Here is a 24,087-nt window from a genome sequence, read left to right as displayed (position 1 = left end):
GCGGTGAGCACCGCGTCGGTCAGGTCGTCGACATCGCTCACCCGCCCAGTTCTGCTGGCTGTTCTGGTGCTGGTGCTTGGCGCGCAACCCGCGTACGCCCAGCCCGACCTGGGCGCCACCCGCAGTGCTAGATTGGGCATATGCCTAAGTCGAATGCCCAACGTGCGTTGGTCGTGGGAGCGGGGATCGCCGGCCTCACCACGGCGTGGTGGCTGGACCGCGCGGGGTGGGACGTCCTGGTGGTCGAGAAGGCGCCTTCGTTCCGCGCGGGCGGCTACATGATCGATTTCTTCGGGCCCGGTCACGAGGTGGCGCGGCGAATGGGCCTGCTGCCGGCGCTGGAGTCTCGGCGCGCGCCGATCTCGTCGGTGACCAGCGTGGACTCGAGCGGGCGTCGTCGTGGAGAGATCTCCACGGCGGCGTACGAGGCCGTCGCGGACGGGGTGATCAGCCTGTTGCGCGGCGACCTGGCGGAGGTGGTCCTGGCTGATCTCGACGTCCCGTTGCGTTGTGGCACAACGGTTTTGGCTGTCAATGACGGCGTGGTGACGTTCGCTGACGGTTCCGTCGACGAGTTCGACCTGATCGTCGGCGCGGACGGGATCCACTCTTCGGTCCGTGAGCTGGTGTTCGGGCCGTCGTCGTCGTTCGTGCGCTATCTGGGGCACCACACGGCGGCGTTCTCGTTCCGGGATCCGGTGCTGAGCTCGCGGATCGGGTACCGGTACCAGATGCTGACCGTGCCGCACCGGATGATCGGCTGTTATGCCGTGCGAGGTGGGGCGGTGGCGGCTTTGATGCTGTACCGGTCGGAGTCGCAGGCGGTGCCCGCTGACGCCGCTTCGGCCTTGCGCGCGCGGTTCGGCGACCTCGGCTGGGTCACTCCCTCGCTGCTTTCCGTTGTGCCTGAAGACGTCTACTACGATGAAGTGTCGCAGGTGGACATGACGACGTGGCATCGCGGCAAGGTGGTGCTGGTGGGCGACGCGTGCGGGGCGGTGTCCTTGTTCGCGGGCCACGGTGCCTCGCTCGCGATGACCGGCGCTCACGTACTGGTGGAAGAGCTTTCCGCTGGTGTGGACGGCGCTTTTGAGCGTTACCAGGCCCGGATGAAGCCCGCGGTCGCGCACACCCAGGAGTTCGGCCGCCGTTTCATCGGTTGGATGGCACCTGCTTCTTCGTGGCGGATCTCGTTGCGCGACATGGCTTTCCGGCTCTCGGGCTGGCCTGTCGTGCGCAACCTCGTCCGCGGCTCCCTCATGCCGGACATCGACGGCGTCCTCACCCGCGCCTAGCGTCGTACCTCTCATGATCGGCGGCATGATGACCGTCTCGGAGGGCACGTTTCCGTTGAAGCGCAACGCTCCGTTGATGGTCAACGGCTCTATCGTTGCCGCGCCGGTGCGCTGGACGGCTCAGCGTGCGGGTGCGTCGATGGACGGCGTCGGCGTGGACGTGACGCGTGGAGGACGGCAAGGTGATCGAGGTGTGGCTGTTCACGGAGGACCCGGCTTCCGAAGACGCGTTCTGGGGCGCCGCGTGACCCGTTCGGGCCGTAACGGTATGTGGCCGTGGCGCGACATGTGTGCATGGCCGCGCCACGGCAGTACCCCGGTGTGATGGTGTCTTCGACGTTCGCCGACCTGGTCGAACACCGCGTCGCACTGATGAAGGCCTTGCACGGCCAGCAACTCCACGCCGTGGCCATGGAGGACGACTCGGCCCGCCTGGTCGACGTGCTCCAGTCGTCGCTGGAGAAGGTGCGCGACTCCTCGGCTTACGTCGTGGTGATCAGTCGCCGCTACGGCTCGATCCCGGCCGGGCACGACCTTTCGCTCACCCACCTGGAATTCCGCGAGGCCGTCCGGCTCGGCCGGCCGATCCTGGTGTTCGTGATGGGGCCGCGGCACGCGCTCACCGAGGCGGATGTCGAGCTGGACGCGGAGAAGCGGAAGAAGCTGGAGGCGTTCCGGGAGGAGGCGAAGCTCGCGGGCGGTGCGATCCATCGGGTCTACAAGGAGTTCAACGACCTGGCGGAGTTCTCACTGGCCGCCACGCAGTCGGTGGCCGAGCTGCGCCGCATGCTCGACGGCCCCGGGCAGCCGCGCCCGTCGTCGGAGCCGGGCATCCCGGTTCCTCCCGCGTTGTACGCCCAGCCGCGCTACCTGGGGTCGCACGCGTTCGTCGGGCGGGAGGCGCAGCTGACGACGTTGAGCGACTGGGCAGGGCCGTCGGACCCGCACACCGTGCTGCTGTTCGAGGCGATCGGCGGGACCGGGAAGAGCATCCTGACCTGGGAGTGGGTGACCCGGCACGCGTCAGGTGTGCGCGGTGACCGGGCGGGGACGTTCTGGTACTCGTTCTACGAGGCCGGTGCGGTGATGGCGGACTTCTGCCGCCGGGCGCTGGCGTACATGACCGGACGGCCGCTGGCGGACTTCGAAGCGAAGAAGCAGCTGGAGCTCACCGAACTACTGGTGCAGCAACTGGTCGCACAACCGTGGCTGCTGGTCCTCGACGGCCTCGAACGAGTGCTGGTCGCCTACCACCGGCTGGACGCCGCGCACGTGCACGACGAGAACGCGGGCGCCTCCGGCGACAACCCCTGCACCTCCATCCGGCCGGATGACGACGACCTGCTGCGGGCCCTGGTGACCGCGGCGCCTTCGAAGATCCTCATCACGTCCCGGCTGATCCCGAACGTCTTCCTCAACCGGGCTGGTCAGCTCATCCCCGGCGTCTGGCACGAACGCTTGCCAGGGTTGCGGCCGTCGGACGCGGAAGCGCTCCTGCGTTCCTGCGGTGTGTTCGGTGACTCGGCTGCCATGCGGAACTACCTGCAGCTCCACTGCGACTGCCACCCGCTGGTGATCGGCATCATCGGCGGCCTGGTGAACGACCACCTGCCCGCCAGGGGGGATTTCGACCAGTGGTCGACCGATCCCAGAGGTGGCGGCGGCCTGGTCCTGGGTGGTCTTGACCTGGTGCAGAAGCGCAACCACATCCTGCGGGCCGCACACGCGGCTCTGCGGGATGCCAGCAGGCAGCTGCTCTCGACCTTGGCGTTGTTGTCGGAATCGGTCGACTACGAGACGCTCAGCGCTCTCGGGGCGGGATTGGACGAGGACCTCACCACCACGGTGACCGATCTGGAACGACGAGGACTGCTGCAGTACGACAAGCAGACGCGTGACTACGACCTGCACCCGGTTGTCCGAGCGGTGGCTGCCAGCGGTGTCGCGATGGCGGAGAAGCAGGTGCTCGGGCAGCGCGTGGTCGACCACTTCTCCAGCAGGCGCGCCGGCCGGCACGCCGAGGTGACCTGTCTCGCCGACCTGCGCGACGACCTCACCGTGGTGCGCACGCTGCTGCAGATGGGCAAGACGCACATGGCCTATGCCGCTCTGGCGGGAGATCTGCTGCGCACCATGTCGAACGGGCTGGAAGCCCGGCCGGAGGTGCTGGCCACCATCAAGCCCTTCTTCCCGGAGGGGTGGAGCGGGCCGGCCGCCGGGTTGATGGACCACCAACGCGTCTACCTGGCCGTTGCCGCCGGGACCGCTCTGCACTACCTGGGAGAGTCCGAAGAAGCGTTGCCGGTGATGGAGAGCGTGGTGCAGTGGGAGCTGCAACGGGGCGACGGGGAAGCCGTCGCCCACCACCTCGCGAATCTCGCCGTGTCGCTCGAGCGGTTGAACAAGTTCGCACTGTACCGGCGAGCCGCGTGGTTGTGCCTCGATCTCGCGGAGGTGCTGGACGTGCCTTACGTGAGGTACACGGCGAACTCGATCGCGTTCAGCTGGCTCGTCGACGCCGGCGAGGTGCTGGAAGCGGAGGAGATGTGGGCGCGTCTCACCCGGTCTGCTTCGCATGCGCTGTTGCGCGGCGAACTGCTGGAGTACGCGAAGTTGCTGGTCTGGAAGGGAACTGCCGCGGGGCACGACATCGCGATGGCTGAGGCCAAGGCGCAGCAGGACGGCAACCGGCTCCTGCTGCGCAAAGCCCGCCGCATCCGGGGCATCTGGTGCGCGCAGCGGGGAGAGTGGGCGCAGGCCGCACAGGAGTTCGGCGAGGCGGTGTCGATGGCACGCGTGGTGGGTCTTGCCGACAGCCTGAGCGAGACGTGGTTCGCACTCGCCCGGTTCCACCTGGGCGAGTTGCCGCTGCCGGTCGACCAGGCCGCGGAACTGGCGTCGGCGCGTCGGCCGGCGCACCTGCCGCTCGCCAGGTTGTGGCTCGCCATCGGTGACCTGCCCCGCGCGACCGAGCACGCGCTCACCGCCCACCGGTACGCCTGGGCCGACGGTGAGCCGCACGTCCGGCGGTTCGAGCTGCGGCAAGCCGAGGAACTGCTCACCGAGATCGGTGCCCCCGTCCCCGTGCTGCCGCCGTACGACCCCGCCGAGCACCCGAAGGAGCCGTGGGAGGAGCAGGTCGAGGGGCTCATCGCCAAGTTGCGGGCCGCGAAGTCGTAACGGAGTCGCGCGTCCTGACACCCGAACGGCGTAGATCACGCCAGACTGAACCCCGTGGATCGCAATCGCAGGTGGACGGACAAGGGCGAGGCCATCGGGCACGGCGTGAGCTGGCTCGCGCGGTGGAGTCTGCGGGTCGCGCTGGCCGCTCTCGGCTTCTGGATGCTGGCGTGGCTGGTCGGCAAGCTGTGGGTCGTGGTGATGCCGGTGTTGCTGGCCCTGCTCATCACGACGGTCCTGTGGCCGCCGGCGCGGTGGCTGATGTCGAAGGGGCTCAACTCGGCCCTGGCGGCGACGATCGTGCTGGTCGGCGGGCTGGTCGTGCTGGGCGGGGTGGTGGCGGCGATCTCGTCGTCGATCGCCTCGGGGGTGCCGGAGATCGCGCGGAGTGCGCAGGACGCGGTGCAGCAGGCGCAGAAGTGGGTGGCCGGGCCGCCGTTCAACCTCAAGGACACCGATCTCGACCGGTTGATCGACCAGGGCGTGCAGCAGGTCAAGGCCAGCATCGGGTCGATCGCCAACGGGTTGCTGACCGGGGCCGGTGCGGTCGGGTCAGGGCTGGTCACCGGGCTGGTGGCGTTGCTGCTGGCGTTCTTCTTCGTCAAGGACGGGATGCGGTTCACGCCCTGGTTGCGCGGACTGGTCGGGGAGCGGGCCGGTGCGCACCTCACGACCGTGCTGGAGCGGGTGTGGGCGACGCTCGGGAGCTTCATCCGCAGCCAGGCGGCGGTGAGCCTGATCGACGCGGTGCTCATCGGGGCCGGGTTGCTGATCCTCGGGGTACCGCTGGCGGTGCCGCTGGCCGCGCTCACGTTCCTCGGCGGGTTCATCCCGATCGTGGGTGCGTTCATCGCCGGTGCGCTCGCGGTGCTGGTGGCGCTGGTCAGCAACGGGCTGACGACGGCCATCATCATGCTGGTCATCGTGGTCGTGGTGCAGCAGGTCGAGGGCAACGTGCTCCAGCCGATCCTGCAGTCGCGCGGGCTGCGGTTGCACGCGGCGGTGGTCCTGCTCGTCGTCACGGCCGGTACCAGCATCTACGGGATCGCGGGCGCGTTCTTCAGCGTTCCGGTCGCGGCGGCGGTGGCCGTGGTCATGCGCTACCTGGGCGAGGTGATCGAGGCCCGCTCGGTCGCGCCCGTAATGGACACGTCACAAGTTGACGGGGATGAACCCGGCAAGCCCGAACGTTCTCCTGAGTGAACACCGATGAGCAGAGGAGAACCACAGTGACGGAGAAGGCTGTTCTCGCGGGCGGCTGTTTCTGGGGCATGCAAGACCTGTTCCGCCGCCACCCCGGCGTCGTCTCCACGCGCGTCGGCTACACCGGCGACCCCAGCACGCCCAACGCGACCTACCGCCGCCACGGCAACCACGCCGAGGCGATCGAGATCGTGTTCGACCCGGCGCAGCTGAGCTACCGGCAGGTGCTCGAGTTCTTCTTCCAGATCCACGACCCGTCGACCCGCGACCGCCAGGGCAACGACATCGGCGCGAGCTACCGGTCGGCGATCTTCTTCGAGACCGACGAGCAGAAGCGCGTCGCCGAGGAGACGATCGCGGACGTCGACGCGTCCGGCAGGTGGCCGGGCAAGGTCGTCACCGAGGTCACGCAGGCGTCGGACTTCTGGGAGGCGGAGCCGGAGCACCAGGACTACCTGGAGCGCTACCCCAACGGCTACACCTGCCACTACGTCAGGCCGCAGTGGCAGCTCGGCGAGAAGTAGAGATCGTCGCGCTGCACGCGTCCGCCGTGCACGCCTACGAGGGCCGTCCGTCGGACGGCCCTCGTCCCGATCCGGGGCCCGTCCGGCGTGACCACGTCGAGGTGCGCGCGAAGCTCGGGATCGTGGGGGACCGGTACTTCAACCGCCCGGCGCACCGCAACGCGGCGGTCACGTTCCTCGCGGCCGAGTCGCTGGACCCGTGGCCGGTCGACCCGGTGGTGGCGCGCAGGAACGTGGTCGTCCGCGGGTTCGACGTGGACGCGCTGCCCCGCGGCGCCGTGTTCAGCCTGGACAGCGGGGACGGGCCGGTGCGGTTCGAGGTGCACCGGCCGGCGAACCCGTGCGCCTGGATGAACGCGGTCATCGCGCCCGGCGCGTTCAAGGCGTTGCGCGGCAAGGGCGGCAAGCGCTGCGTGCCGCTGGACGACGGGGTGCTGCGCGCCGGGACAGCGGTGCTCGACATAGTGAGCGCATGACATGGTTGTCCCGCAAGCCGGCGATCATCACCGCGATCAGCCTCGTCGTCGTGCTCACCGCCGCCGTCGTGCTGTGGAACGTCAGCAGCTCACGCACGTTCCAGTTCTTCGGTGAGCTGGTGCACCGGGTGGACACCGGTGAGAAGGTCGTCGCGCTGACGTTCGACGACGGGCCGGACCCGGCCGGTGCGCAGCAGGTGCTCGACATCCTGGCCGAGAAGGACGTCGAGGCGACGTTCTTCGTCATGGGCCGCGACCTGGAGAAGCACCCGGAGCTGGGCCGCCGGATCGCCGACGCCGGGCACGAGCTCGGCAACCACACCTTCTCCCACGAGCGGATGGTCGGCGTGACGCCGGGCTTCGTGGCGAAGGAGGTCGAGGACACCGACGCGCTGATCCGCAAGACCGGCTACCGCGGTGACATCCACTTCCGGCCGCCCAACGGCAAGAAGCTCTTCGTGTTGCCGTACTACCTCAAGCAGCACAACCGGACCACGGTGATGTGGGACGTGGAGCCGGATTCGGCGGCAGCTCCGGGCAAGGACCAGCTCGTCAGCGAGACGCTCGCGCAGACGCAACCCGGCTCGATCATCCTGCTGCACCCCATGTACGCCGGGCGGGACCAGACGCGGCAGGCGCTCGGGCCGATCATCGACGGGCTGAAGGAGCGCGGTTTCCGGTTCGTCACTGTCTCCGCGCTCCTCCGCGAGGCCCCACCGGCGTCCTAGATCAGGTCGGCGAGCTCGACCCGGCGCAGGAACTCGCTGCGCACGCGGTCGGCCACCTTGTTCACGACCTCGGCGCCGTCGTCGGACGGGTCGACGTGCACGCGGAACGGCGGCTTGGCCGCGCCCACCACGTCCACGATCGCGTCCGCGACCGCGCCGACGTCCGCCCACGACGGTTCCAGCTCGGCCAGCCGGGCGCCGACCTGGTCCATCAGGCCGGGGTAGAGCTCCTCGTAGGCCTGCGCGGTGCCGGTGTCGGCGGGCGTGCCGCTGTGCGCGAAGTGGTTGGTGCCGTGGGTGAACGCGCCCGGCACGACGATCGTGGTCTCGATGCCGAACCGCAGCAGCTCGGCCCGGTAGCTCACGGCCACCGCGTCCATCGCCGCCTTGGCCGCGAAGTACGGCGCCAGGTACGGGGGAGTGCCGCCGCGGGTCGAGCTGCTGCCGACCCACACGACGTGCCCGGAGCGCTGCCCGCGCAGGTGGGGCAGCGCGGCGCGGTTGACCCGCTGGGTGCCGAGCACGTTGGTGTCGTAGAGCTGCGCGTACTGCTCCGGCGTGAACGCCTCGGCCGGGCCGGTGACCATGTGGCCGGCGCTGTGCACGACCACGTCGAGGCGGCCCTGCTCGGCGACGACCAGCGCGATCGCCGCGTCGGCCGACTCCTGCGACAGCACGTCTAGGTCGACGGCGTGCAGGTCGGCGTCGTGCTCCTGGGCGAACGCCCCGAGCTCGGCGACGGCGGCGGCGTTGCGCCCGGTGGTCTCGCGCATGCCCGCGTAGACGGTGTGCCCGGCCAGGCCGAGCCTGCGCACGGTGAGCGCCCCGAACCCGCTGGACGCGCCGGTGACGACGATGACCTCGCCTGGCCGCTCCTCGCCCATCAGATGATGCCTCCGTTCGCACGCACGACCTGGCCGTTGATCCAGCGGGCGGGACCCGCCAGGAAGGAGATGACCTCGGCGATGTCGTCGGGCGTGCCGATTCGCTCGAGCGGCGCCTGCTTCGCGAGGTTGTCGATCGTCGCCTGGTCCTTGCCGTCGAGGAACAGGTCGGTGGCCGTGGGGCCGGGCGCGACGACGTTGACGGTGACGTCCCGGCCGCGCAGTTCGCGGGCCAGCACCAGGGTCAGCGCCTCGACGCCGCCCTTGGACATGGCGTAGGCGCCGTACTGCGGGAACCGCAGGCCCACCACCGAGGACGAGATGTTCACGAGCGCTCCACCGGAACGCAGCCGGCGCGCGGCCTGCTGCGCGACGACGAACGTGCCGCGGGCGTTGGTGCGCATGATCTTGTCGAACGTGTCGAGGTCCATGTCCGCCACCGTGCCGAGCGGCATGATGCCGGCCGAGTTCACCACCACGTCGACACCACCGAAGGTCTGCTCGGCGAGGTCGAACACCGCCGCGACGGCCTTCTCGTCGGCGACGTCGGCCTGAGCCGCAACGGCCTGACCGCCCTTCGACGTGATCTCCGCGACCGCCTTGTCGGCCTCCGCCTTGTTGCCGGCGTAGACGATGACGACGGCCTGCCCGTCCGCGGCGAGGCGCTCGGCGGTGGCCCGTCCGATACCCCGCGATCCGCCGGTGACGACTGCAACGCGCGTCATGTCGATTCTCTCAACTGCTGTTTCCGTTGATAACGCAATCAATGTATCACTGATACCGAATCAGTGCTACCCCTGATGTGTTACCGTCGTTACATGGACACGCGGGAGCGTCTGGTGAAGGCGGCGGCCGACCTGTTGATCGAGGGCGGCAAGGAGGCCGTCTCCACGCGCGCGGTCGCGTCGGCGGCAGGTGTGCAGGCACCGACGCTGTACCGGCTGTTCGGCGACAAGGACGGTCTGCTCGACGCCGTGGCCGCCCACGGCTTCTCCGACTACCTCGCGACCAAGCACGCGATGGGCGCGAGCGACGACCCGGTCGACGACCTGCGCCGCGGCTGGGAGCTGCACATCGGCTTCGGCCTCGCGCGCCCGGCGTTCTACCTGCTGATGTACGGCGAGCCGCGCAAGCGCGCGGCACGCCTGGAGGCGGACGCGATGCTCCGCGACATCATCAGCCGGATCGCCTCGGCCGGCCGCCTGACGGTGCCGGTGGAGCAGGCGGCGCAGTTCGTGCACGCGGCCGGGATGGGCGTGGTGCTGGCGCTGATCGCGACGCCGGAGCAGGAGCGCGACCTGGGGCTGATCACGTTCTCGCGGGAGCAGGTGATCAGGGCGATCACGTCGGAGGCGTCGCCGGAGGGGGCGAGCGACATCCCGAGCCGGGCGATCGCGTTGAAGGTGGCGCTGGAGGAGGAGCCGCCGCTGATGCTGTCGCCGGCGGAGCGGGCGATGCTGGCGGAGTGGCTGGACCGGGTGGCCAAGTAGTCGTGGAACGCGCGCACCCCTCGTCTCGGCGTGCCGGACGAGGGGTGCGTGGTGCCGCGGTGCTCAGGCGTTCGGGTCGAACGGGATCCCGGCCGGCTTCGCCTGACCGAGGTTGTGGTTGAACGCGCTGTCCTTGATCGCCAGTGACGCGCTGCCGAAGTTCGCGTTCACCAGGACGTCCCGCACACCGGCCGGGAACCGGTCCCAGCTCACCAGGTCCGGGTACTGGTAGACGCCGTAGTGGTTCTCGGCCTGCTCACCGGCGCCCGCGAGGCGGAAGCAGTGCGTGCTGGCGCCGTCCTTGTGGTAGATGATCTTCGGGTGGGTGCCTTCCCACTGCACGTTCGCGCGCGGGTGGGTCTTGTACTTGCCGTGCTCCGAGGTCGAGACGTACTGGGCGACACCGTTCTGCACCCAGACGACCACGTGCTCGATGTCGTGGCGGTGGCCGCAGCAGTCCCAGCCCGGCACGGCCTGGTCCTTCTCGAAGTACAGGTCGTACAGGTAGGCACACCAGCCGTTGTTGCACTTGGAGCGGCTGTAGGAGTTGGTGTTGTCCAAGTCCCACTGGTCGTGGCAGTTGCCGTTCAGTGCGCCCGAGTTCTTCAGGCCGGGCGCGACCTGGCCGGTCGGCGAGATCGCCGGGGTCGGGTAGCAGCCGTCACCGTCGTAGTCGAACGCCGGCTGCCACTTGCCGTCCTCCGCGGTGAAGTTGGCGGGGATGGCCTGCGGCGGGTCGGCGAGTGCGATGCCGGGGAACAGGGTGGTGATCAGGAGCGCGCCGGCCAGTGCGGCTAGGAGCTTCTTCCTCAACAGGGGCCTCGATTCCGGGTGCAGGGGAGAGGCTTGCGAGGCAGACGGTGGTACATGAACGGCGTTCACGTCTAGGTCGTTCGCCAAAACTTCCGGGATCCGGTCGGAGTTGATCGACGAACGTTCACCTGTGCGGCTGAACCGGCCTTGGAGCGCAGCCTGAGGCTGACCGGTGCCCGTGGAACACACGAATGCCCCTGTCCAGCCGGGACAGGGGCATTCGCGCGACAAGAGGATCAGTCGGTACCGGACTCCATCGCCGCCGCGTCCAGCAGCGCGTCCGCCTCCGACACCTCACCGCGCGACGCGATCGCCTCGGCGCCGCCGTCCGGCACGTCGCCGATCAGCTTCGTCGGCTCGGCCTGGGCGGAGATGAGCGCGGACTGGCGGGTGCCGACCATGCCGAGGCCCGCGAAGAGCTCCAGCTTGGCGCGCGAGTCGGCGATGTCGAGGTTGCGCATGGTCAGCTGGCCGATGCGGTCGACCGGGCCGAACGCCGAGTCCTCGGTGCGTTCCATCGACAGCTTGTCCGGGTGGTAGCTGAAGGCCGGGCCGGACGTGTCGAGGATCGAGTAGTCGTCGCCGCGGCGCAGGCGGAGGGTGACCTCGCCGGTGACCGCCGAGCCGACCCAGCGCTGCAGGGCCTCGCGCAGCATGAGCGACTGCGGGTCGAGCCAGCGGCCCTCGTAGAGCAGGCGGCCGAGCTTGCGGCCCTCGATGTGGTAGGACGCGACCGTGTCCTCGTTGTGGATCGCGTTCACCAGGCGGTCGTAGGCGATGTAGAGCAACGCCATGCCCGGCGCCTCGTAGATGCCGCGGCTCTTGGCCTCGATGATGCGGTTCTCGATCTGGTCGGACATGCCCAGACCGTGGCGGCCGCCGATCGCGTTGGCCTCAAGCACGAGGTCGACGGAGCTGCCGAACTCCTTGCCGTTGATGGTGACCGGGCGGCCCTGGTCGAAGCCGATCGTCACGTCCTCGGCGGCGATCTCGACCGACGGGTCCCAGAACTTGACGCCCATGATCGGCTCGACGATCTCGATGCCCTCGTTGAGCAGCTCGAGCGACTTGGCCTCGTGGGTCGCGCCCCAGATGTTCGCGTCCGTGGAGTAGGCCTTCTCGACCGACGACCGGTAGGGCAGGTCGCGTTCCAGCAGCCACTCGGACATCTCCTTGCGGCCGCCGAGCTCGGTCACGAACTCCGCGTCCAGCCACGGCTTGTAGATCCGCAGCGACGGGTTCGCGAGCAGGCCGTAGCGGTAGAACCGCTCGATGTCGTTGCCCTTGTAGGTGGAGCCGTCGCCCCAGATCTGCACGTCGTCGTCGAGCATGGCGCGCACGAGCATGGTGCCCGTGACCGCGCGGCCGAGCGGGGTCGTGTTGAAGTACGCGCGGCCACCGGAGCGGATGTGGAACGCGCCGCACGCCAGCGCCGCGAGCCCTTCCTCGACGAGCGCCGAGCGGCAGTCGACGAGGCGGGCGATCTCCGCGCCGTACGTGCTGGCGCGGCCGGGGACGGTCTCGATCTCGGGCTCGTCGTACTGACCGATGTCCGCGGTGTACGTGCAGGGCACCGCGCCCTTCTCACGCATCCACGCGACCGCGACGGAGGTGTCGAGACCACCGGAGAAGGCGATGCCGACGCGTTCGCCGGCGGGAAGTGAAGTGAGCACCTTGGACACGACAATGATTATGCACGACTGTGTATGAACATGCACACCGGGGGTCGCTGTTAGCTGTGCCTCAAGCCGACGCCGACGCGTTGATCACCTCCACCACCGGCTCGACCCCCGTCTCCGTCAGCGCCCGCAGCACGTAGTGGTCCATCGTGCGCGGCTGCAGGAACAACGGGATGTCGTCAACCGACCCGCCCGGCAGCACCACCGGGAGCATCCTCCTGGTCCAGTTCGGGCGGTCGGAGTGCAGCAGCTCACGCAGGATCCCCATCTCCGACCGGCCACCGAGGTTCCTCGCCGGGTCACCGCCCGCGTCGCCGACGATGCGGCACATCGGTGAGGCGACCACGACCACGTAGTCCGCGGTCGGCACCCGGTTGAGCATCCACTGGTACCAGTCGCGCCGGACGTGCGGGTAGTACTGGTCGAGGTGCACGTTGAGGCCCCTGGCCCGCAGCAGGTCGGCGAACGCCCGGACGTCCCGCTTGTGCTCGTCCGAGTCGTGCATGTAGCTCACGAACACGTCCGAACCGCGTTGCCGCACCGGCTCCAGCTGGTCACCGCGGTGCGGTTGCAGGGCCTCCAGCTCGTCGTCGAGCCTCGTCAGGAACCACGTGCCGAGCGCGAGGTCGTCCGCGAGCGGCCCGCTCCCGGTGGTCAGGCGGTCACCGAGTGCGGCGCGCAGGTTCTCCACGACGATCGCGGTACCGCGGCGCATCACCCGCACCGCGGGGACGATCACGTCCGGCGTCCACCGGGCCCGCGCCACGGCGCGGTCCCGCAGGAACACCCGGATCTGGTACCGCAGCTTGGCCGCGTGCATCAGGTGCCTGGCCAGCGGCGTGAGCTCGCCGTCGCCGGTCGTCCACACCAGCCGGTCCACGCGGCGTTCCTGGTCGGCCGAGGCCACCACGACGAGGCGCCGCACCACCCGGTCGTCCCTCGGCGGGCTGGTCTCCCAGACCTTCACGACCCCGTCGGGCACCGTGACCCGGTCGGGCCGGCGTGACCAGCCGACGGTCCCGCCGCCGGGCACCGCAGACCGCAGCGCACCCTCCAGGTCGTTTTCGCCGGTGCTCAGCGCCAGCAGGATCCGCGTTTCCCCGAGCACGCCGTGCGACGGCCGGCCCAGCGTGGCGAGGTCGTTCTCCAGCTCCACCCACGTCCGTGCGCAATCGCGGTCGCGCGGAGGCGCCATCATCACCGCCAGCGACAGCACGTCGTGCTCCACCCGCACCGATGCCTGCCACACCTCCTCGGCGGCTCGCTGCCGGGCCGCCAGCAGTCCGGTGCCCTCCCGCACGTCGACGCCCACCCCGAGGCCCGGCACGGCCTCGGTGAACCCCAGCTCGTCGCCGAGCACGCGCCACGCCTCGTCGAGCCACGCCCGGCCGTCCGCGGCGTGCGGGCCTTCCAGCGGCACGTGGAAGTACGCGAGCAGAGCGGGGGCGATCACGCGTCCTCCTCCGCCTCGTCCGGCAGCAGCGTGTGCACGAGCTCGTTCGCCCGGTCGCGCACCCTGGGGGTGGGCTCCTCCGGCTCCTGGCCCAGCTTCTCGCTCACCCGCCTGGACAACAGCTCCAGCTCGTAGAGGACCTTCTCCACGGCGGCGGTGTCGCCTGCCGCGTGCGCCTTCTGCAACGCGGCCAAGGCTTCCTCGAAACGCTGCCACGTCGTGGGTGTGCGGCGGCTGCCGAGCATCCACCGCACCTGTGCGGCGACATCGTGCAGCAACTCCTGGTCGATCGTCACCGCAACATCATCGGCACCGCCACCGCCGTGCAGCGGGCGACCGCGTGGCAGGTACCTGTCCCAGGCAACTTGTTGCCAGGCGGTGTGCGCGCATGCGGGGTTACCGTCGGCCCGGGAAGAGGCACGAGGGGGGACCGCTGAACGACGACGAGCTGACCGCCCGGCTCGAGGCCGCGCTCGACGCGGCGCAACGCAGGAGGGGCGTCGAGTCCACCGAGGACAGCAGGCGCGCGGTCGCCGCACTGCGCGAGGTGCGTGCCGCCATCGCCGCCGACCACCCGCTGCGAGTGGTGGTCGCGGCCGGTCTGGGGCCGCAGCTGGCGTTGGACGCGCTCGCCGAGTCCGGTGAGTCCGAGCAGGTGCTCGCCGAGGCCGCCGAAGAGCTCGAGCTCGCGCTGCACCACGACTCCGAGGACGTCGTCCTGCGCCACCACCGCGCAGTCGTGGCCGCACTGCGCTACCTGATGTGGTCGGGCCCGGACGAGGACTTCGAGACCGCGCACGCGGAGTTCACCGCCCTGCTCGAGCTGCCGGACTACGTGGCACTGGCGGGTGATCTCGCGCGGCTGATGCTCATCCAGCTCCGCACCGCGACCCTGCGCCCGCGGGACGACCGCAGGTACACCGGGCAGATGACGGAGGCCGACGCGCTCAGGTTCATGTCGCACGCCCGGAGGCTTCCGCCGGTCGTGGCGGCGTCGGCGTTCGAGGACATCTCGCGGCACCTGGCCCAGCTGTCCGACCGCGCCACCGCCGACGAGCTCGGGGTGCTCGCCGCCCTCTCGACCACCATGTCGCCCTTGCTCCGCGGGCAGCGTCAGGACCGTGCCGAGGCGCTCGACGAGGCGATCGCGCAGGCGCGGGACGGCCTCGCCGGTGCGGCCGACGGGCTCGACCGCGCGCTGCACGCGGTGGTGCTCGTCGGGCTCCGGCACGAGAAGGCGCGGAACACCGGGGACAACGCGGACCGGATGGCCGCGGTGGCCGCGGCGAAGGACGCCGAGGGGATGCTGCGGGACGACCTCCCACTCGCCTGGCTGCTGCGCAAGATGATCAGCAGGACCACCCTCGAGCACGACCGCTCCGCCGTGGGCCCCGGTGAGGTCGCACGGGAGATCGCCGTCGTGCGCGAGGTGCTGCGCCAGCCGGACCTGCCCGATCCGGAGCGCGCCAGGACCTTCGTCTCGTTCGTCGCGGTCATGGCCGCCCGGGTCGGCCGCTCCGGTGACCGGGCCGGCATGGCGGAGCTGCGCGAGTTCATCGAGCAGGAGAGCTCCCACGTCCCGGACGAGGGCCTGCGGCACCTGGCCCTCGGGATGCTCGACGTGCTGGACAGCGTGCTCACCGAGGACCCGGACGCCACGACGGCCGGCCTGGCGAGCCTGGAGGAGGCGGCTCGCGCGCTCCCACCGGAGCACAGGGCCTATCCGATGATCAAGCCCTTCATCGCGATGGCGCTCGGGTTGCGCGCCGTCGGCGGGCGCAGCCTCGCCGACCTGGAGACGGCTCACGGGCTGATCGAGTCGGCGCAGGACGGCTTCCAGGAGCACAGCGGCGCGCCGGTGAGGCTCGGCAGGCTCGGCCTCCTGCTGTCGTCGCTGCGGTACGGCGACCCGAGCGCCGCGAAGATCGACGAGGCCCTCGCCCAGGCACGCGGGCTGACCGAGGAGGACCTCCACGGCACCGACCTCGACATGGGCGAGGTCATCAACACCCTCGAGTACGCGAAGGAGATGTCGCAGTCCTTCGGCAAGCCGATCACGCCACCGGCCCAGCTCGGACCGCGAACGGGGTACTGGGACACCCGCCACGACGAGGTGACCGAGGCGAGTGCCTTGGTGCACAACGGGTTCGCCGGCAAAGACGTGGACATGCTCGACCGCGGCATCGCCCTGCTGCGCGCCCAGGCGACCACGAACCCGCGGGACCACATCCGCCAGCTCATGCTCGTCGGGATCGCCCACATGTTCCGCTACCTGGTCACCACGAGGCTCGCGGACCTCGACGAGACCGTCGGACAGATCGAAGCGGCCGTACGGCTCGTCGACCAGACCGACGCGTCGGACGCCGCGGGCGTGCACTACCAGCTCGGCAGCGCACTGCACCTGCGCGGCAACCGGCGGTTCGACCGCGCTGACCGCGCCCGCGCGGCGGAACACGGCGTCCTCGCCCTCAAGGCGCGGTCGAGCGAGGTGCTGCTGCAGTCCAACGCCGACCACGCACTGGCCACCGCGCAGGGCGCGACCGGCGAGGCGGTGACCGTCGTACAGTGGTGCCTCACGGCTGAGCGCAACGACCTCGCGGTCCAGGCGCTGGAGCTCGGCCGGGCGCTCGTGCTGCACTCGGTCAGCACCGAGTCGTCCATCCCGGACATGCTGCGCGCGGCCGGCCACCCCGTCCTCGCCGAGCGCTGGGCGGTCGAAGCGGCAGCGGAGGACCAGCGCCTCGTGCCGTCGGACCTGCGGTTCCAGGTGCTCGCCGCCCTGGCCGGCACCAAGGTCGAGTCGCGGTTGCTGCGCCCGCCGGCACTGGAGGAGATCCGTGCGGCCCTCGCGCGCACCGGCAGCCAGGCGTTGATCTACCTGCTGCCGGCGGTGTCCTGGCAGCCGGGGTTCGCACTGGTGGTACCCGTGGACGGGGACGTGCGGCACCTCCCGCTGCCGAACCTGCGTTCCGGGGCCGTGCAGGCGTTCGAGGAGGCGCGCCGCACCCTGATCGATCCGTCGGCGGCGGACGACGAGCGCTGGCGGGACGCGGTGTCCTCGATGTGCGACTGGTCCTGGCGCGCGGTGCTGGGGCCGTTGCTGGAGCAGCTGCGCGGCCTGCCCAGGATCGTGCTCGTCCCGGTGGGCGAGCTGAACGCCGTGGCCTGGCACGCCGCCCGGCGCCAGGTCGGTGGCGAGAACCGCTACGCCTGCCAGGACGCGGTCATCACCTACGCCGCGTCGGCCAGGCAGTTCGTCGACGCGGCACGCCGTGCCCGCAGGCCGGTCGAAGCGGCAGTGGCGCTCGTACGGGTGGGGGACCGGTCGCTGTACTGGGCACCGACCGAGACCGCGGCCGTGCGCGACCACTCCTACCCGGACGCGACCTGCGTGGAGGACGACGTGCGGCCCGAGGAGGTGCTCGGGCACCTGCCGAGCGATCTGCGGCCCGGTGCGTCGGTGCTGCACCTGACCTGCCACGCTTGCCACGCCACGCCGGCCGTCGACTCGCACCTCGTGCTCGACGGCGGCGAGGTGCTCCCGGTGCGGGACGTGCTGCGGCAGGCGAGGAACCGGCCGGTGGACGCGGAGGGCGGGCTGGTCGTGCTCGCCTCGTGCGCCAGCGACCTCACCGACTCGACGCAGGACGAGGCGCTCACGCTCGCGACCGCGTTCCTCGCCGCCGGTGCCACGGGCGTGGTCGGCGCGCGGTGGCCGATCGTGGACCTGACGACCACGTTGTTCGTGGTGATGTTCCACCACTACCTGACGCGCGGCTACGAGGACCCGGCCCTCGCCCTGCGCGCCACCCAGCTCTGGATGCTCAACCCGAAGCGGCGCGTGCCTCCCGGCGTCCCGCGGGCTCTGGCGCGCCGCGCCCGGTTCTCCCACCTCGACGACGCCGGCAACTGGGCCGCCTTCACCTACCAGGGAAGATGAGATGAACACCAAGGCGTTCGGCATCGACCTCGGCACCACGCACTCCGTGCTCGCCCACGTCGACTACAGCGGCAGGCCGGTCGTGGTCGCCAACACCCTCGACGAGGAGATCACCCCGTCCACCGTGTACTTCGAGGCGCCCTTCGAAGTCACCGTCGGCACGACCGCGAAGAACTCCGCGATCGTGGAACCGCGCAACTACAGCCAGCTCGTCAAGCGGCACATGGGTGCGCACGGCGTGCACTACCCGCACCACGGCCACGACTACTCGCCCGTGGAGATCTCCGCGCTGGTGCTCAAGTACCTGGCCGAGTGCGGCCGGCGCGCCACCGGCGTGGTCGTCCAGGACGTGGTGATCACAGTGCCCGCGCACTTCGGAGTCGCCGAGCGCAACGCCACGAGGGCCGCGGGCACGATCGCCGGGCTCACCGTCAGGGACGTGATCGTCGAACCGGTCGCCGCGGCACTGCACTACGGCTACGGCCGGGCCGACGAGCCCGGCGTCAGGCACGTGCTCGTGTGCGACCTCGGCGGAGGGACCTGCGACACCACGGTCATCCGGATCGAGGGCGACCGCGTCCAGGTCGTCTGCACCAAGGGCGAGGGCGACCTGGGCGGTGCCGACTGGGACGAACGGGTGCTGGACCACCTGGTGGACGAGTTCGTGCGGCAGCACCCGCGGGTCGATCCGACGGCGGACCCCGAGTTCATGTACGCCGCCGCCCAGCGCGCGGAGGAGCTCAAGAAGGAACTCAGCAGCGCCCAGACCCGGCACACCGACCTGCGGTTCACCACCGCTGTCGCCCGCGTCGAGCTCACGAGGACCGAGCTGGAGGAGCTGACCTCCGACCTCCTCGACCGGGTGGTCGACCTGACCAGGCGCACCGTGGAGGAGGCGGGGCGCAAGGGGGTGCGGGATCTCGACGACGTGCTGCTCGTCGGCGGCATGACGAAGTCGCCGGCGGTCGGCGCCGCGTTGCGGGAGCGCCTCGGCCTCGAGCCGAAGCTGCACGAACCACACCTCGCCGTGGCCAAGGGCGCGGCGATCCACGCGTCCCAGCGTCAGGTGCTGGTGAGCGAGGAGGTCCGCGGTGAGGAGACCGGCATCGGCAGGCTGCCGGCGACCGTGGTGGCGGGGGATCGGAGTGAAGGCGATCGACCCCAGCGACCCGATGGTGGAGGTCGACCCGATGAAGGCGCGGATGCTCGTGCAACACGTGCTCCTGGCCGGTCAGGCGTTGCCGGCGAAGAGCGACCCGTACCCCTTCGGGATCGTGGTGGCGAACTCGCGGATGGCCCAGATCGAGGTGTGGGAGCAGAACAGCACCGACGACTCGATGGAGCTGTCCGCGAACAGGCTGGTGGGCAGGGGTTTCCTGCGCAACATGCCGCCCAAGCCCAGGGGAGCGCACATCCTGGTCTGGTTCGAGATGTCGGAGACCGGCGACCTCTCGGTGCACGCCTCCGACCCGGACTCCCAGGCACAGGTGCAGTTCGAGCTGCGGATCGACGGCCTCACCGAACCCGACGTCGAACGCTCCCGCGCGTGGATCGCCCGGCACCGCGTGCAGGGCTGACCGTCATCCGGCGGGACGGCGCAACCGCAGCGACCGCTGGGAGGGCAGGGAGACGCTCCGCCCGGCGCGCTTGAGCAGTTCGGCCGCGTGCGCCTGGATCACCGTCTCGAGGCCGTCGCAGTAGTGCGCCGCCGCCTGGCACATGCGCCGGTAGAACACCCTGGCCAGCCACAGCAACGCCGCTGTGGCGACGAGCTTGGCGGTGGTGCCGGGCAGCAGGGGCACCCAGAACAGCGACGCCAGCAGCCACAGCACGGCCTGGGCGTGCCCGAGCAGGACGCGGGAGGCGAACTCCAGGTTGGTGATCTCGGTCGGGCTCGCCACCGCGAGCAGGTGGCGCCAGCACGCGTTCAGCTCCATGCCGTGCTGGTCCCGCACGTGCTGCGTGGCCGCCGCGAAGACGTTGCCGAGCCTGGTCGGCTCCAACGCCGGGTCGTCGCCCTCCGCCTCCCGCACCACGTGACCGGGCTGGCCGTGCGGGAACCACCGCAGGCCCGCCTGCGCCCGGCGCACCGGAGGTGTCAACGCCGCCTGGCGCTTGGTGTGCTTGCGGCGCTTGCTCTCGAGCCACCGGCCGGCCCGCCCCGGCCAGCGCGGCCAGTCCGCGCCGGTCAGCACCGACGTGGCCGACGTGGCCTGGCTGAACAGCAGGCAGTACGACAGCACCATCGCGCCGGTCAGGCAGGCGAGCAGCGGCACGGCGCGAGCCCAGCCACCGGTCAGGGCACCGCACAGGTCCTTGCCACCGGACGGGCAGCCCGGCAGCGGTTGCGGGTGCAGCCAGAAGAACAACACCACGCCGACCACCCAGAAGGTCACCGTCGCGATGGACGCGGAGGCGGCCAGCCGCCGCGCGAACGGGCCGAGGAGCTCACCGACGATCTTGTCCACGGTTCACCCGCCGGGTCCGCGTCTGCGCACCAGCCGCTGGTCGCGGTGCGCCGAGGTCTTCTCGCACACACCGTCGCCCAGCGGGCGCTCGTCCGGCCCGAGCTCCTGGTAACCGCAGCCGTCCACGGGGCAGGTCCACACCGTCGTGCGCCTGGGCGGAGGTGGTGGGGGAGGGAACACGATCAGCCACTTCCGTTCGCTCTGGAGGTCAGGCCTCGCGCCATCGACTCGATGCCGGCGCGGATGCTCGCCTCGTCGACGATCACCTGCCGGTCGTCGTCGCTGCCGGGGCAGGTCAGCCGCGCCAGGGTGTGCGCCGCTCCCCGGCCCAGGCCGCGCACGACGATGCGCACGCCCATCGCGCACAGCTCACGGGCGATGCGTTCGGCCTCGCCGACGCGGGGGATCTCGCCGTCGCTGAAGATGCACACCACCCGGTCACCGGTCATGGAGCCGTACACGTCCTTGCACTTGCGCAGTGCGGGGATCAGGTTCGTCCCCGTGGATCGAGGCGCCGCGCAGGCCGCGGACCACGCGGGCGTGCGGCTGGTCGGGGCCGAGGTACCGGTCGACCCGGTCGCTCCACAGGACCAGACCGCAGCGGTAGTGCGCGTTCGCGGCCTCGTCGAGGAACGCCACCCCGCCGTCGACGGCCTGGCGCAGCCGCTTCCCGCTCATCGACCCGCTGACGTCGATGCACAGCAGCACGGTGCCGCCGTAGCGGGACTGCAACGCCGCCAGGTGCGGGCCGGGCGGTGACTGGGTCACACCGATGCCGTCGAAGTTCTTGCGGACCCAGGTGCTCACTGGCTCACCTCCACCGCGGCGAGCGTGGCGGCCAGCTCCGCGTGCGCGCTGCCGTCCACCACACCGTCAACATAGGACTGGAGCTCGAGTTTCCTGCGGCTGCGCGGCACACGTGCCGTCACCGAGAGCAGGCCATCGGTGCTGACGCTGAGCGTGACCTCCACGGGCGAGCCGGCGGGCAGTGGCGGCAGGCCGCTCAGCTCACCGTCGAGGACGCGCCGGTTGTGCGCGACGTCGGCCGACGGCACGTCACCGGCCTGCTCGTAGACCTGCACGCGCACCCGGTCCTGGCGGTTGACGATCGTGCAGAACCGGCTGGTGGCCGTCGCGGGCAACGGGTCGTTCTGGTGCACGGTGTGCACGACGACCCGGCCCTGCCCCGACGGGTCGTGGCTGTCCTCCACCAGCACGCCGAAGCTGCGCGGCACGACCGACCGCGTCGGCTGGTCCGCGATCACCGCCAGCCGGCCGCCCGCCTTGCGCAGCGCGCCGGTACCCGCCAGCTGGTGGGCGGATCGCGCGAGGCGACGGCGAAGTCGCTCGACCAGCCGCTCGATGTCCACCAGGTCGGCGCCCATGTCCGCGATCGCGGCCCGGTCGAGCTCCACCGAGGTCGACGCGCCGCCGCAGCGCAGCACGACGGAGCGCGACGAGACCCGGCTGAGATCGCGTTTCGCCTTCTCCGCCAGAGCGGTCAGCTCGCTGAGGAACACCTCGTCCTCGTAGGGGTCCACGTCGGGCACGGCCTGCGCGAAGCTCTCCAGCAAGAACTCCCTGACCCGTTCGTCCCAGTCCGCCCCGCCCAGGTGGCTGTCACCGTCGGTGGCCACGACCTCGACGCCGTGGTCTCCCGCGCGCAGGACCGTGGTGTCGAACGTTCCGCCACCGAGGTCGTAGACCAGTGTCGTGCTCGCGGCGTCCGGCACCGCCGTGCTGTAGTGCAGGGCGGCGGCGACGGGTTCGCTCAGCAGCTCCAGCACCTCGATGCCGGCCAGCGCGGCCGCCTGGAACGTGGCCTCGCGTTCCCTGATGCCGAAGTAGGCCGGCACGGTGATCACGGCCCGCACTCCGGCGGTGTCGCCGACGGCTCCGCGCAGGACCAGCGCCGAGATCGACTCCGGTGTGTGCCGCACGCCGTGGAAGTACAGGTCGAGCTCGTCGCCCATGCGGCGCTTGATCAACGACACCGTGTTGTCCGGTTCCACGGTGGCCGCGTTGCGGGCCGCGCTGCCGACCAGCACCCGGTTCGCCGACTCGAAGTGCACGACGGACGGCGTCGTGGACTCGCCGAGCGAGTTGGGCAGCGCGACCGGACGCCCGCCGGCACTGATGTCCGCGGTCACGGTGTAGGTCGTGCCGAGGTCGATTCCCAGGATCACCACGACCGCCACCGGTCGCGCAGGGACACGGCCAGGTCGGTGATCGAGTGCCAGAAGGGCTCGGCGGCCACCGCCACGCCGAGGCAGAAGACCAGTGCCACCAAGGCGAAGAGCCCCACCAGCGTGATCCGGTGCACGCGGTAGGCGAGTGGCGGGTCGTACTTCATACCTTCTCCTCCTGAGTGCGACCGGTGGGCAGCAGGTCGCTCGCACCGCTCTTGCCGATGAGCCACCGGAACGGAGCCGACGGCCGCATGTCCTCACCCGAGGCGTGTCCCGGCACCGACGCGGCCACGAAGTAGCGCACCTCGCCGAAGTCGCGTTCGGCCGACAGCACGAGGTTGTCCAGCCCCGCCTCGCAGAGCCAGTCCCTGACCGCCCCGCGCCGCAGTCCGTCACCGGGCGCGAGACCGGCGAGCAGGTCGGCCTTCACCACGGTCATCGCGAGGTTGCGGCGACGGGTCTCGACGCCGTAGTCGCGCAACCGCCTCGCCGTCACCTGGTACACCGCGTCGGGGTGGGCGTTCGCCGGTCGCGCTCGCGCCACCTGCTCCGCGCCGTGCGACCCGAGCTGGTCGCGCACCCACGGAACCGAGAACGGGTCGACCACGAACACCAGCCCCGGGGCGTGGTCGAGGAACTCCAGGTCGCTGTTGTCCTCCCTGTCGGTGTAGAACTCTCCGGCCGCGTCGAACAGGTGCAGCAACGCGCGCTTGCGGCCTCTCGTGAGCCGCGCGGTCAGCGCGTGCGGCAGCGTGGCCGCCGGGGTCTTCACCGTGTCCTGACCCGAGGTGATCACCGCGTTGGCGTCGGCGAACACCGCGCTGCTGTCGTTGTCGACGAACGACAGCTCGCCGCCCGCCGAGGCCAGTTCGTCGCGCAACGCGACCAGGCCCGCGTAGACCAGCCGCGTCTTGCCCGCCGACACCGGGCCGAACACGGGCAGCCGGATGTCCGTGATGACCGCGCCGCCCGTGCGCAACGGCTCGGCGCACCGCGGACAGCGCGGCTCGATCCGGTGTGCGGCCCGCAGCACCGTGGTGGGCAGGGAGGCGCCGCATCCGCACCGCCTCCACACGCCGCCCAGCCGGCCAGGACGCAGGTCCCGGTGGACCTCGCCGCACCCGCCGCACGGGAACGCCGGCAACGCGGTCACGTGGTAGCAGACGGGGCAGCTCCCCGTCGCCCTGCGCAGTCTGCGCACCAGGGAGTCCAGTCCGCGCAGGAGCGCGGACACCAGACCCCAGACCAGGTCGGTGGCGACCAGCACGACGGTGCTCAGCGCGGCCAGCGACGCCACCACGGCGGCGGCACCAGCGGTGAAGGCCGCCACCACGGGGAACACCGTCGCGATGACGAGAACCCACGCCCACCAGTAGCCGTACGCCTTCGTGCGCCGGACGACCTCGGCCCAGACCCGTTTCACCACCAGACCGACCGACCGGGACGCCGCGACGAGGTCAACCCACCCCTGCGCCGCGGGGTAGACGGGCCAGGCGCGGTCCCTGCTGAAGGGGCCCTTCACCGCGGGCAGGGACCGGCCGGCCACCACGTCGTCCGGCGTGACGAGCCGCGGCGCGGCCGAGCCCAGGCCCAGCAGTGTCGTGCCGTAGCGGACGAACCCGACCACGGCTCCGGCCACCAGCGCCACGGGCATCAAGACGTACAGCACCGGCAGCAAGAGGAACATGAACAGCCAGAGCGCGACCCACAGGGCGAGGGCGAGCCCGATCATGGCCGCGACGATGAAAACGAGGTAGTGCACGGT

Annotated in this window: 22 protein-coding genes; 9 read left to right on the top strand and 13 right to left on the bottom strand. The window is 70.7% G+C overall.

From position 1 onward, the window contains the following. The first annotated feature begins 140 nt into the window (after positions 1-140). From BBK82_RS40525 to BBK82_RS40500, 6 genes are all read left to right on the top strand, one after another. A complete protein-coding gene (locus tag BBK82_RS40525; protein ID WP_065919657.1) occupies positions 141-1,295 on the top strand; it encodes an FAD-dependent oxidoreductase in 1,155 nt (384 codons plus the stop codon). 294 nt (positions 1,296-1,589) lie between these two features. After that, a complete protein-coding gene (locus BBK82_RS40520) occupies positions 1,590-4,475 on the top strand; it encodes a DUF4062 domain-containing protein (RefSeq protein ID WP_065919656.1) in 2,886 nt (961 codons plus the stop codon). 54 nt (positions 4,476-4,529) lie between these two features. After that, the gene (locus BBK82_RS40515) at positions 4,530-5,678 is read left to right on the top strand and encodes an AI-2E family transporter (RefSeq protein ID WP_154697788.1); all 1,149 of its coding nucleotides are present in this window, start codon (positions 4,530-4,532) and stop codon (positions 5,676-5,678) included. A 26-nt stretch (positions 5,679-5,704) separates the two neighbouring features. Next, complete coding sequence (gene msrA, locus BBK82_RS40510; protein ID WP_071812774.1) at positions 5,705-6,202, top strand: peptide-methionine (S)-S-oxide reductase MsrA; 498 nt, start codon at positions 5,705-5,707, stop codon at positions 6,200-6,202. After that, positions 6,181-6,678 (top strand): MOSC domain-containing protein, encoded by a 498-nt coding sequence (locus tag BBK82_RS40505; RefSeq protein ID WP_065919654.1) that lies wholly within the window; start codon positions 6,181-6,183, stop codon positions 6,676-6,678. Before msrA ends, BBK82_RS40505 begins: the two co-directional genes overlap by 22 nt. Further along, positions 6,675-7,406: a polysaccharide deacetylase family protein gene (locus tag BBK82_RS40500; protein WP_065919653.1), complete on the top strand. Its 732-nt coding sequence runs from the start codon at positions 6,675-6,677 to the stop codon at positions 7,404-7,406. The genes BBK82_RS40505 and BBK82_RS40500 overlap by 4 nt, the downstream gene beginning before the upstream one ends. Here BBK82_RS40500 and BBK82_RS40495 read toward each other — a convergent pair. Continuing rightward, entirely contained in the window at positions 7,403-8,290 is an 888-nt protein-coding gene (locus tag BBK82_RS40495) for an SDR family NAD(P)-dependent oxidoreductase (protein ID WP_065919652.1), read from the bottom strand. The genes BBK82_RS40500 and BBK82_RS40495 overlap by 4 nt on opposite strands. After that, on the bottom strand, positions 8,290-9,015 hold the full coding sequence (locus BBK82_RS40490) for an SDR family oxidoreductase (protein WP_065919651.1): 726 nt from the start codon (positions 9,013-9,015) through the stop codon (positions 8,290-8,292). Before BBK82_RS40490 ends, BBK82_RS40495 begins: the two co-directional genes overlap by 1 nt. A 93-nt stretch (positions 9,016-9,108) precedes the next feature. Here BBK82_RS40490 and BBK82_RS40485 point away from each other — a divergent pair, with 93 nt between their 5' ends. After that, complete coding sequence (locus tag BBK82_RS40485) at positions 9,109-9,780, top strand: TetR/AcrR family transcriptional regulator (RefSeq protein ID WP_154697787.1); 672 nt, start codon at positions 9,109-9,111, stop codon at positions 9,778-9,780. Between the two features lie 63 nt (positions 9,781-9,843). Here BBK82_RS40485 and BBK82_RS40480 read toward each other — a convergent pair whose 3' ends face one another. From BBK82_RS40480 to BBK82_RS40465, 4 genes are all read right to left on the bottom strand, one after another. Next, positions 9,844-10,593: an NPP1 family protein gene (locus tag BBK82_RS40480; RefSeq protein ID WP_218920486.1), complete on the bottom strand. Its 750-nt coding sequence runs from the start codon at positions 10,591-10,593 to the stop codon at positions 9,844-9,846. A 236-nt stretch (positions 10,594-10,829) separates the two neighbouring features. After that, positions 10,830-12,275 carry an argininosuccinate synthase gene (gene argG / locus BBK82_RS40475; RefSeq protein WP_065919649.1) on the bottom strand — a complete coding sequence of 482 codons (1,446 nt, stop codon included), beginning with the start codon at positions 12,273-12,275 and terminating at the stop codon, positions 10,830-10,832. Positions 12,276-12,336: 61 nt separating this feature from the next. Then, positions 12,337-13,725, bottom strand: a complete 1,389-nt coding sequence (locus BBK82_RS40470; protein ID WP_065919648.1) for a CATRA conflict system CASPASE/TPR repeat-associated protein — start codon at positions 13,723-13,725, stop codon at positions 12,337-12,339. Further along, positions 13,722-14,021 carry a CATRA system-associated protein gene (locus tag BBK82_RS40465; RefSeq protein WP_065919647.1) on the bottom strand — a complete coding sequence of 100 codons (300 nt, stop codon included), beginning with the start codon at positions 14,019-14,021 and terminating at the stop codon, positions 13,722-13,724. Before BBK82_RS40465 ends, BBK82_RS40470 begins: the two co-directional genes overlap by 4 nt. A 92-nt stretch (positions 14,022-14,113) precedes the next feature. On the opposite strand from BBK82_RS40465, the gene BBK82_RS40460 reads away from it, so the two are divergent. Both BBK82_RS40460 and BBK82_RS40455 read left to right on the top strand, forming a co-directional pair. After that, complete coding sequence (locus BBK82_RS40460; RefSeq protein ID WP_065919646.1) at positions 14,114-17,665, top strand: CHAT domain-containing protein; 3,552 nt, start codon at positions 14,114-14,116, stop codon at positions 17,663-17,665. A 1-nt stretch (position 17,666) separates the two neighbouring features. Continuing rightward, on the top strand, positions 17,667-19,316 hold the full coding sequence (locus tag BBK82_RS40455; RefSeq protein ID WP_237047847.1) for an Hsp70 family protein: 1,650 nt from the start codon (positions 17,667-17,669) through the stop codon (positions 19,314-19,316). On the opposite strand, the gene BBK82_RS40450 is transcribed toward BBK82_RS40455, so the two are convergent. Genes BBK82_RS40450 through BBK82_RS40430 form a run of 7 tightly spaced genes read right to left on the bottom strand, consistent with a single transcriptional unit; the run spans position 19,246 to position 24,084 of the window. Next, the gene (locus BBK82_RS40450) at positions 19,246-20,133 is read right to left on the bottom strand and encodes a hypothetical protein (protein ID WP_065919645.1); all 888 of its coding nucleotides are present in this window, start codon (positions 20,131-20,133) and stop codon (positions 19,246-19,248) included. The genes BBK82_RS40455 and BBK82_RS40450 overlap by 71 nt on opposite strands. 3 nt (positions 20,134-20,136) lie before the next feature. Next, positions 20,137-20,259 carry a hypothetical protein gene (locus BBK82_RS55930; protein WP_257785415.1) on the bottom strand — a complete coding sequence of 41 codons (123 nt, stop codon included), beginning with the start codon at positions 20,257-20,259 and terminating at the stop codon, positions 20,137-20,139. Between the two features lie 56 nt (positions 20,260-20,315). After that, a complete protein-coding gene (locus BBK82_RS40445) occupies positions 20,316-20,582 on the bottom strand; it encodes a vWA domain-containing protein (protein ID WP_065919644.1) in 267 nt (88 codons plus the stop codon). After that, positions 20,572-20,940: a vWA domain-containing protein gene (locus BBK82_RS40440; RefSeq protein WP_065919643.1), complete on the bottom strand. Its 369-nt coding sequence runs from the start codon at positions 20,938-20,940 to the stop codon at positions 20,572-20,574. Before BBK82_RS40440 ends, BBK82_RS40445 begins: the two co-directional genes overlap by 11 nt. Beyond that, the gene (locus tag BBK82_RS40435; RefSeq protein WP_237047846.1) at positions 20,937-22,322 is read right to left on the bottom strand and encodes an Hsp70 family protein; all 1,386 of its coding nucleotides are present in this window, start codon (positions 22,320-22,322) and stop codon (positions 20,937-20,939) included. Before BBK82_RS40435 ends, BBK82_RS40440 begins: the two co-directional genes overlap by 4 nt. Next, the gene (locus BBK82_RS51105) at positions 22,316-22,486 is read right to left on the bottom strand and encodes a hypothetical protein (protein ID WP_154697786.1); all 171 of its coding nucleotides are present in this window, start codon (positions 22,484-22,486) and stop codon (positions 22,316-22,318) included. Before BBK82_RS51105 ends, BBK82_RS40435 begins: the two co-directional genes overlap by 7 nt. After that, positions 22,483-24,084 carry a TRAFAC clade GTPase domain-containing protein gene (locus BBK82_RS40430; protein ID WP_237047845.1) on the bottom strand — a complete coding sequence of 534 codons (1,602 nt, stop codon included), beginning with the start codon at positions 24,082-24,084 and terminating at the stop codon, positions 22,483-22,485. Before BBK82_RS40430 ends, BBK82_RS51105 begins: the two co-directional genes overlap by 4 nt. Between the last annotated feature and the right edge of the window lie 3 nt (positions 24,085-24,087).

Source organism: Lentzea guizhouensis (assembly GCF_001701025.1).
In the GTDB taxonomy this organism is placed as follows: domain Bacteria; phylum Actinomycetota; class Actinomycetes; order Mycobacteriales; family Pseudonocardiaceae; genus Lentzea; species Lentzea guizhouensis.
This window is presented reverse-complemented; position numbering and strand designations above follow the sequence as displayed.